General features: G+C 62.3%; 11 protein-coding genes. All 11 read left to right on the forward strand.

Annotated features, from left to right (window positions below; all coding sequences use genetic code 11):
• A partial coding sequence (locus tag AYR66_RS07025; protein ID WP_234814845.1) for an ABC transporter ATP-binding protein occupies positions 1 to 722 on the forward strand: 722 nt, incomplete at its 5' end.
• Positions 719 to 1,495, forward strand: coding sequence for a lipid asymmetry maintenance ABC transporter permease subunit MlaE (gene mlaE, locus AYR66_RS07030; protein ID WP_088706917.1), 777 nt, complete (start codon positions 719 to 721; stop codon positions 1,493 to 1,495). The genes AYR66_RS07025 and mlaE, both read left to right, overlap by 4 nt.
• 89 nt (positions 1,496 to 1,584) lie before the next feature.
• A complete protein-coding gene (mlaD, locus tag AYR66_RS07035; RefSeq protein ID WP_088706918.1) occupies positions 1,585 to 2,058 on the forward strand; it encodes an outer membrane lipid asymmetry maintenance protein MlaD in 474 nt (157 codons plus the stop codon).
• Complete coding sequence (locus tag AYR66_RS07040; RefSeq protein ID WP_088706919.1) at positions 2,058 to 2,903, forward strand: MlaA family lipoprotein; 846 nt, start codon at positions 2,058 to 2,060, stop codon at positions 2,901 to 2,903. Before mlaD ends, AYR66_RS07040 begins: the two co-directional genes overlap by 1 nt.
• Positions 2,904 to 3,002: 99 nt before the next feature.
• Positions 3,003 to 3,653, forward strand: coding sequence for an MlaC/ttg2D family ABC transporter substrate-binding protein (locus AYR66_RS07045; RefSeq protein WP_088706920.1), 651 nt, complete (start codon positions 3,003 to 3,005; stop codon positions 3,651 to 3,653).
• Positions 3,653 to 3,940 (forward strand): STAS domain-containing protein, encoded by a 288-nt coding sequence (locus AYR66_RS07050; RefSeq protein ID WP_088706921.1) that lies wholly within the window; start codon positions 3,653 to 3,655, stop codon positions 3,938 to 3,940. Before AYR66_RS07045 ends, AYR66_RS07050 begins: the two co-directional genes overlap by 1 nt.
• A 124-nt stretch (positions 3,941 to 4,064) precedes the next feature.
• Complete coding sequence (locus AYR66_RS07055; protein WP_088706922.1) at positions 4,065 to 4,976, forward strand: ABC transporter ATP-binding protein; 912 nt, start codon at positions 4,065 to 4,067, stop codon at positions 4,974 to 4,976.
• Complete coding sequence (locus AYR66_RS07060; protein ID WP_088706923.1) at positions 4,973 to 5,728, forward strand: ABC transporter permease; 756 nt, start codon at positions 4,973 to 4,975, stop codon at positions 5,726 to 5,728. The genes AYR66_RS07055 and AYR66_RS07060 overlap by 4 nt, the downstream gene beginning before the upstream one ends.
• Before the next feature lie 9 nt (positions 5,729 to 5,737).
• Positions 5,738 to 5,977 carry a BolA family protein gene (locus tag AYR66_RS07065; protein ID WP_088706924.1) on the forward strand — a complete coding sequence of 80 codons (240 nt, stop codon included), beginning with the start codon at positions 5,738 to 5,740 and terminating at the stop codon, positions 5,975 to 5,977.
• Positions 5,977 to 7,227, forward strand: coding sequence for a UDP-N-acetylglucosamine 1-carboxyvinyltransferase (gene murA / locus AYR66_RS07070; RefSeq protein WP_088706925.1), 1,251 nt, complete (start codon positions 5,977 to 5,979; stop codon positions 7,225 to 7,227). The genes AYR66_RS07065 and murA overlap by 1 nt, the downstream gene beginning before the upstream one ends.
• Positions 7,227 to 7,489: ATP phosphoribosyltransferase (gene hisG, locus AYR66_RS07075; protein ID WP_088709661.1), on the forward strand; the 263-nt coding region annotated here is incomplete at its 3' end. The genes murA and hisG, both read left to right, overlap by 1 nt.

Consider the following 7,489-nt stretch of genomic DNA (forward strand, 5'->3'; position numbering starts at 1 on the left):
CTCGTGGAAAGGTCGTGGCAGTCATGGGCGGCTCGGGCTCGGGCAAGACGACCATCCTCCGCCTGATCGGCGGGCAGCTGCAGGCGCAAAAGGGCCGCATTCTGTTCGACGGCCAGGATGTCAATGCACGCGACACCAAGCGCATGTATGAAATGCGCCGCCGCATGGGCATGCTGTTTCAGCACGGCGCGCTGTTCACCGACCTGACCGTCTACGAAAACGTCGCGTTTCCGCTGCGCGAGCACACCGGCCTGCCGGAAGAGCTGATCCGTGACCTGGTGCTGATGAAACTGCATGCCGTCGGCCTGCGCAACGCAGCCAGCCTGAAGCCGTCGGAGATCTCCGGCGGCATGGCGCGGCGGGTAGCACTGGCGCGCGCAGTCGCGTTGGATCCGCAACTCATCATGTACGACGAGCCCTTCGCTGGCCTCGATCCGATTTCGATGGGCGTGGCGGCCAACCTGATCCGCCGCCTGAATGATGCGCTGGGGTCGACCTCGATTGTCGTATCGCACGACGTGCACGAAACCTTCCTGATCGCTGACCATGTGTACTTCCTGTCGCAAGGGAAGATCGTCGCGCACGGTACGCCGCAGCAGATGCTGGCGTCGGAAGACCCGTACGTGAAGCAGTTCGTCCACGCGGAAGCCGACGGCCCGGTGCCCTTCCACTACCCGGGGCGGTCGCTGAAGGATGACCTGTTCCGCGAGGTGGAGCGATGATCGGCGCGATTGCTTCCCTCGGCCGCGGGGTGCGCGAAACGGTGGCCAGTGTCGGGTTCGCGACGCGCTCCTTCTTTGCCGTGCTCGCCGCGTCTGGCGGCGTGTTGCGGCGGCCACGGCTGGTGACGGACCAGATCCATTTCATCGGCAATTACTCGCTGGTGATCATTGCCGTGTCGGGCCTCTTCGTCGGCTTCGTGCTTGGACTGCAGGGCTATTACACGCTGAACCGCTACGGCTCGGAAGAGGCGCTCGGCCTGTTGGTGGCGCTGTCGCTCGTACGCGAGCTCGGGCCCGTCGTGAGCGCCCTGCTGTTCGCCGGTCGTGCCGGCACATCGCTGACGGCGGAGATCGGCCTGATGAAGGCAGGAGAGCAGCTGGCCGCCATGGAAATGATGGCGGTGAATCCGCTGGCGCGCGTGATCGCGCCGCGCTTCTGGGCCGGTGTCATCGCGATGCCGGTACTGGCGTCGATCTTCAGCGCGGTCGGCGTGCTGGGCGGCTATGTCGTGGGCGTGCTGATGATCGGCGTCGACGAGGGATCGTTCTGGTCGCAGATGCAGGCCGGTGTGGACGTGTGGAAGGACATCGCCAATGGCGTGTTCAAGAGCATCGTTTTCGGCTTTGCCGTCACGTTTACCGCCCTGTTCCAGGGCTACGAAGCGCAGCCGACGCCGGAAGGTGTTGCGCGGGCGACCACGCGCACCGTCGTGATCGCGTCGCTTTCCGTCCTCTGGCTGGATTTCCTGTTGACGGCGCTGATGTTCAGCTGACACCGCGCAAAGGACATGTTGCAAGCAAGGTTAATTCTGTTTACGGCACTGTAAATCGGTTCCGCATCCTATATTGTGAGTATTGGGTCATGCAAAGAAAATCAATAGACATGTGGGTAGGCCTGTTCGTGCTTCTTGGCGCGGCAGCCCTCTTTTTCCTGGCAATGAAGGCCGGGAACATGAGTTCCCTGTCGTTCGAGAAGACCTATCCGGTCATCACCAAGTTCGACAACATCGGTGGTCTCAAACCGCGCGCGCCGGTCAAGAGCGCGGGCGTGGTGGTTGGCCGGGTAGGGGCGATCAAGTTCGATGACAAGTCCTATCAGGCGGTTGTAACGCTGGAGCTGGAAAACGGCTACAAGTTCCCGAAGGACACCTCGGCCAAGATTCTGACCTCCGGCCTTCTGGGCGAGCAGTACATTGGCCTGGAAGCTGGCGGCGATACGAACAATCTCGTCGCGGGCGACCGCATCAAGATGACGCAATCCGCAGTGGTGCTGGAAAGCCTCATCAGCCAGTTCTTGTACAGCAAGGCAGCCGAAGGAAAGGAAGGCGAGAAATAATGGGTCCTGCGCTACGAATCATGATGCTGGCGGCGGCACTCACACTGGGCGGCTGCGCATCCACGCATCCCCAGGACCCGTTCGAGAACTTCAATCGTGCGATGTTCCAGTTCAATGACACGTTGGACCAGGCCGCATTGAAGCCGGCAGCGCAGGCGTACAAGACGCTGCCCGACTTCGTGCAGACCGGCGTCGGCAATTTCTTCGGCAACCTGGAAGACGGCTGGACGGCGGTGAACAACCTCCTGCAAGGCAAGATAGCGGATGGTTTTTCCGACATCATGCGCTTCACCTTCAATACGACCTTCGGGCTGGGCGGCTTGCTCGACATCGCATCGGAAGCCGGCCTGCCGAAGCACAAGGAAGATTTCGGTCAAACCCTCGGCCGCTGGGGCGTGCGTTCCGGGCCCTATGTCGTCCTGCCGTTCCTCGGCTCCTCGACTGTGCGCGATGTGGCCGTCCTGCCGCTGGATATCGAAGGCGACCCGTGGCATAACGTACGTCCTGTCCATGTCCGCAATCCGGGCTCAGTCTTGCGCATTGTGGACCAGCGCGCGGTGGTGCTGGATGCGTCGAACCTGCTGGAAGAAGCCGCGCTCGACCGCTACGAATTCGTTCGTGACGCGTACCTGCAGCGCCGCCAGAGCAAGGTGTACGACGGCGATCCGCCGAGCAGCTCATACGAGTTCGATGTCGGTCCAAGCGAAGCTAGCGGTGACTCTGGCGGCCAGGAAACTGGCGCAGCGGCAACAACCGGGGAACCGGCACGGGCGATGGTTGTCAAAGTGGAACAAAACGAGGCCGGCGCTACCGCAGCTGGTGTTGTCGACAAGGAATCGAAGTAACAAGCGACCCGTTTTGCCGCCGTTTGGTACGATACCAACTGTCGGGATTGTGCCGACTTGTCCGGACGCCGAGTCGTCCGCTTTTTTACCCAGGAAGATATGAACGTTTTCAAGAAATTATGTGCAGTCGCCGGTCTTGTGCTGGCCGGCGCGGCATTCGCGCCCGCCGCCGTGGCGCAGGAAGCGCCTGACGCGCTGGTCAAGCGCATCAGCCAGGAAGTGATCGACACCGCCAAGAGCGACAAGGACATCCAGGCAGGCAACCAGAAGCGCGTGCTGGAACTGGTCGAAGCCAAGATCCTGCCACACGTCGATTTCCAGCGCATGACCGCGTTGGCCGCAGGCCGCTTCTGGCGCGAAGCATCGCCCGAGCAGCAAAAGCAGCTCACCAATGAATTCCGCACCCTGCTGGTCTACACCTATTCGGGCGCGATTTCCCAGGTCAAGGACCAGAAGCTGGAATTCAAGCCGATGCGCGCCGACGCGAGCGATACCGAAGTCGAAGTGCGCTCCCAGGTGCTGCAGCCGCGCGGCGGTGATCCGATCCAGCTCAACTATCGCCTGGAAAAATCGCCTTCCGGCTGGAAGATCTATGATGTGAACGTACTGGGTGCCTGGCTGGTCGAGACCTACAAGGGGAACTTCGCGACCGAAATCAACAAGGGCGGCATCGATGGCCTGATCAAAACCCTGTCGGAACGCAACAAGCGCCTGGCTGCCAGCGCCGCCAAGACCGGCAAGCCCTCCTGATGAGCTACCGTCCTGCCCAGTCACTGACCGTGCATGATGCGCAATCCGTGCTGGATGACGGATTGCGTGCGATCGCCGGCGGGCAGACTGAAATCGACCTCGCCGAACTGACGCTGGTCGATTCAGCTGCCGTTGCCACCATGCTCGCCTGGCAACGCGCGGCGCACCGGGACGGCAAGTCGCTGGTGTTTCGCAATCTTCCGGCCAATCTCCAGAGCCTGGTCCACCTGTACGGCGTGGACGAACTGCTCCACACGGTGCCCCGCACCGACCTCCCGCATCATTGACCCTGCAAGGTCAGCCTCCCAATCCGGCTTCCGGCCGGGAAATCCAATATAATCAAGGGTTTCGCCGCTCGCGTCGCTCCGTTTGCGATGCCCCCGCCGGCTCTTTCACGAAAATCAAGCCAGCATGGCTGCTCTCCAAATCGTCAATGTCGAAAAACGCTACAAGTCGCTGCAAGCGCTTGGCGGCGTATCGCTGTCCATCGAGCAGGGCGAGTTTTTCGGCCTGCTCGGGCCGAATGGCGCCGGCAAGACCACGCTCATCTCGATCATCGCGGGGCTCAACCGCGCCGATGCGGGCACGGTTTCCATCCACGGCCACGATGTCGTGCGCGACTACCGCGAAGCACGCAAGCGCCTCGGCGTCGTGCCGCAGGAACTGGTGTTCGATCCCTTCTTCACGGTGCGCGAGACGTTGCGCATGCAGTCCGGTTATTTCGGCCTGAAAAACAACGACAAGTGGATCGATGAGGTCATGGCCAACCTCGACCTGACCAACAAGGCGGATACCAACATGCGCGCACTGTCGGGCGGCATGAAGCGCCGCGTGCTGGTGGCGCAGGCACTGGTGCACAAGCCACCGGTTATCGTGCTCGACGAGCCGACCGCCGGCGTGGACGTGGAATTGCGCCAGACGCTGTGGAAATTCATCACCCGCCTCAACCGCGAAGGCCACACCATCGTGCTGACGACGCACTACCTGGAAGAAGCGCAAGCGCTGTGCAACCGCATCGCCATGCTGAAGGCCGGCAAGGTGGTGGCCCTCGATTCCACCTCGGCGCTGATCAAGCGCATCTCGGGTTCGCAGCTGCTGGTCCGCCTTGCGAAAGGCGCGCTGCCAGATGTGCTCAAGCCGCTGGTGTCACATCCGGACGAGCTCATCTCCGGCAACAAGTACACGCTGCGCGTCAACGAATACACAGATGTCGAACCCATCCTTGCGCGCCTGCGCGAGGCGGGTGCCGTGATCGATGACATGCAGCTGCAGCAGGCCGATCTCGAGGACGTCTTCATCCAGATCATGGAGGGCGAGAAATGACCGGCTTCCAGACCTTGCTCTACAAGGAAGTGCTGCGCTTCTGGAAGGTCGCGATGCAGACCATCACCGCGCCCATCCTGACCGCGATGCTCTACCTGCTGATCTTCGGCCACGTGCTGGAAGACCACGTGCAGGTCTATCCCGACGTTCGATATACCTCCTTCCTGGTACCCGGCCTGGTGATGATGAGCGTGCTGCAGAATGCGTTCGCCAACAGCTCGTCTTCGCTGATCCAGTCCAAGATCACCGGCAACCTCGTGTTCGTGCTGCTGCCGCCGTTGTCGCACTGGGAACTGTTCGGTGCGTACGTGCTCGCTTCCGTCGTGCGCGGCCTTGCCGTGGGCGCGGGTGTGTTCATCGCGACGTCCTGGGCGGGCAGCCTGACGTACCACTCGCCCTTGTGGATCATCCTCTTCGCGCTGCTCGGCGCGGCCATCCTTGGCACCATGGGCTTGATCGCGGGCATCTGGGCGGAAAAGTTCGACCAGCTGGCTGCCTTCCAGAACTTCCTGATCATGCCGGCAACCTTCCTGTCTGGCGTGTTCTACTCGATCCACTCGCTGCCGGCCTTCTGGCAGACGGTGTCGCACTTCAACCCGTTTTTTTATATGATTGATGGCTTCCGTCACGGCTTTTTCGGCCAGTCCGACGTCGATCCATCGACCAGTTTCATCATCGTCAGCGTCTTTTTCCTGCTGCTCGCCGGCTTTGCCATCCGCCTGCTGAAGACAGGTTACAAATTGCGCCACTAAAGGAACACCATGCTGCCCACCCCCGAGCTTGTCAAAGAATATATTGCCGCCGGCCTTGATTGCACCCATCTCGACGTGGAAGGCGACGGCCATCACTTCAGCGCGGTGATCGTGTCGCCGGCTTTTGCAGGCAAGCGCCCCATCCAGCGCCACCAGCTCGTGTACGCCGCGCTCGGCGACCGCATGCGCCAGGAAATCCATGCGCTGTCGATGAAAACCCTCACTCCTGAAGAATTCCAGCAACAGTAATGGACAAACTGCTTATTACCGGCGGCAATCGCCTGTCGGGTGAAATCAATATCTCCGGCGCGAAGAACGCGGCCCTGCCCATCCTCTGCGCCGGCCTGCTGACCGCCGACACCGTGCAGCTGTCCAATGTTCCGCACCTGCAGGACGTCAACACCATGCTCAAGCTGCTGCGCCAGATGGGCCTGCGTGTGGAACAGGACGGCGACCGCATGTCGCTCAACGGCGGCGCCATCGACAAGCTCGAAGCGCCGTATGAGCTGGTGAAGACCATGCGCGCGGCCATCCTCGTGCTCGGCCCGCTCGTGGCGCGCTTCGGCGAAGCCAAGGTGTCGCTGCCCGGCGGCTGCGCGATCGGCTCCCGTCCGGTCGACCAGCACATCAAGGGCCTGCAGGCCATGGGCGCCGACATCACGATCGAGGCCGGCTACATCCACGCCAAGGCGAAACGCCTGAAAGGCACGCGCATCGTCACCGACATGATCACCGTGACCGGCACCGAGAACCTGCTGATGGCCGCCGTGCTGGCCGACGGCGAGACCGTGCTCGAGAACGCCGCGCGCGAGCCCGAGGTCACCGACCTCGCCAACCTGCTGGTGCAGATGGGCGCGAAGATCGAAGGCATCGGCACCGACCGCATCGTCGTCCAGGGCGTCGACAAGCTGCACGGCGCCTCGCATAACGTGATTCCCGACCGTATCGAGACCGGCACCTTCCTGTGCGCGGTAGCTGCCGCCGGCGGCGACGTGACGCTGAAGAACACCCGTAGCGACATCCTCGACGTCGCGCTCGACAAGCTGCGCGAAGCCGGAGCCATCCTCACTTCCGGTCCGGACTGGATTCGCGTGCAGATGGCGGCGCGTCCGAAGGCGGTCAGCTTCCGTACCACCGAATATCCTGGCTTCCCGACCGACATGCAGGCGCAGTTCATGGCGCTCAACTGCATCGCGGAGGGCAGCAGCCGCGTGACGGAAACCATCTTCGAAAACCGCTTCATGCACGTGCAGGAGCTGAACCGCCTCGGCGCCGCGATCGACATTGACGGCCACACAGCGGTCGTGCAGGGTGTGGAGAAGCTGGTTGGTGCACCCGTGATGGCCACCGACCTGCGTGCCTCGGCCTCGCTCGTGATTGCCGGCCTCGCTGCCCAGGGGCAGACGCTGGTCGACCGCATCTATCACCTCGACCGTGGCTACGACCGCATGGAGGCCAAACTCTCCGCCGTCGGCGCCAACATCCAGCGGGTGAAATGATGAGCCAGCAACTGACCCTCGCGCTCTCCAAGGGACGCATCTTCGAAGAGACCATGCCGCTGCTGCAGGCGGCCGGCATCACCGTCACCGAAGATCCCGAGAAGTCGCGCAAGCTGATCCTGCCGACCAACGATCCCGCCGTTCGCGTCATTATCGTGCGCGCTTCCGATGTGCCGACCTACGTGCAATACGGCGCGGCCGATTTCGGCGTCGCCGGCAAGGACGTGCTGCTTGAGCACGGCGGTGAAGGACTCTACCAGCC

This window comes from Noviherbaspirillum denitrificans, from assembly GCF_002211445.1.
In the GTDB taxonomy this organism is placed as follows: domain Bacteria; phylum Pseudomonadota; class Gammaproteobacteria; order Burkholderiales; family Burkholderiaceae_D; genus Noviherbaspirillum; species Noviherbaspirillum denitrificans.

What these genes read in the sequence shown, in the direction of transcription:
- mlaE (WP_088706917.1), top strand. Translation starts at nt 719, where the DNA reads ATGATCGGCGCGATTGCTTCCCTCGGCCGCGGGGTGCGCGAAACGGTG.
- mlaD (WP_088706918.1), top strand. Translation starts at nt 1,585, where the DNA reads ATGCAAAGAAAATCAATAGACATGTGGGTAGGCCTGTTCGTGCTTCTT.
- AYR66_RS07040 (WP_088706919.1), top strand. Translation starts at nt 2,058, where the DNA reads ATGGGTCCTGCGCTACGAATCATGATGCTGGCGGCGGCACTCACACTG.
- AYR66_RS07045 (WP_088706920.1), top strand. Translation starts at nt 3,003, where the DNA reads ATGAACGTTTTCAAGAAATTATGTGCAGTCGCCGGTCTTGTGCTGGCC.
- AYR66_RS07050 (WP_088706921.1), top strand. Translation starts at nt 3,653, where the DNA reads ATGAGCTACCGTCCTGCCCAGTCACTGACCGTGCATGATGCGCAATCC.
- AYR66_RS07055 (WP_088706922.1), top strand. Translation starts at nt 4,065, where the DNA reads ATGGCTGCTCTCCAAATCGTCAATGTCGAAAAACGCTACAAGTCGCTG.
- AYR66_RS07060 (WP_088706923.1), top strand. Translation starts at nt 4,973, where the DNA reads ATGACCGGCTTCCAGACCTTGCTCTACAAGGAAGTGCTGCGCTTCTGG.
- AYR66_RS07065 (WP_088706924.1), top strand. Translation starts at nt 5,738, where the DNA reads ATGCTGCCCACCCCCGAGCTTGTCAAAGAATATATTGCCGCCGGCCTT.
- murA (WP_088706925.1), top strand. Translation starts at nt 5,977, where the DNA reads ATGGACAAACTGCTTATTACCGGCGGCAATCGCCTGTCGGGTGAAATC.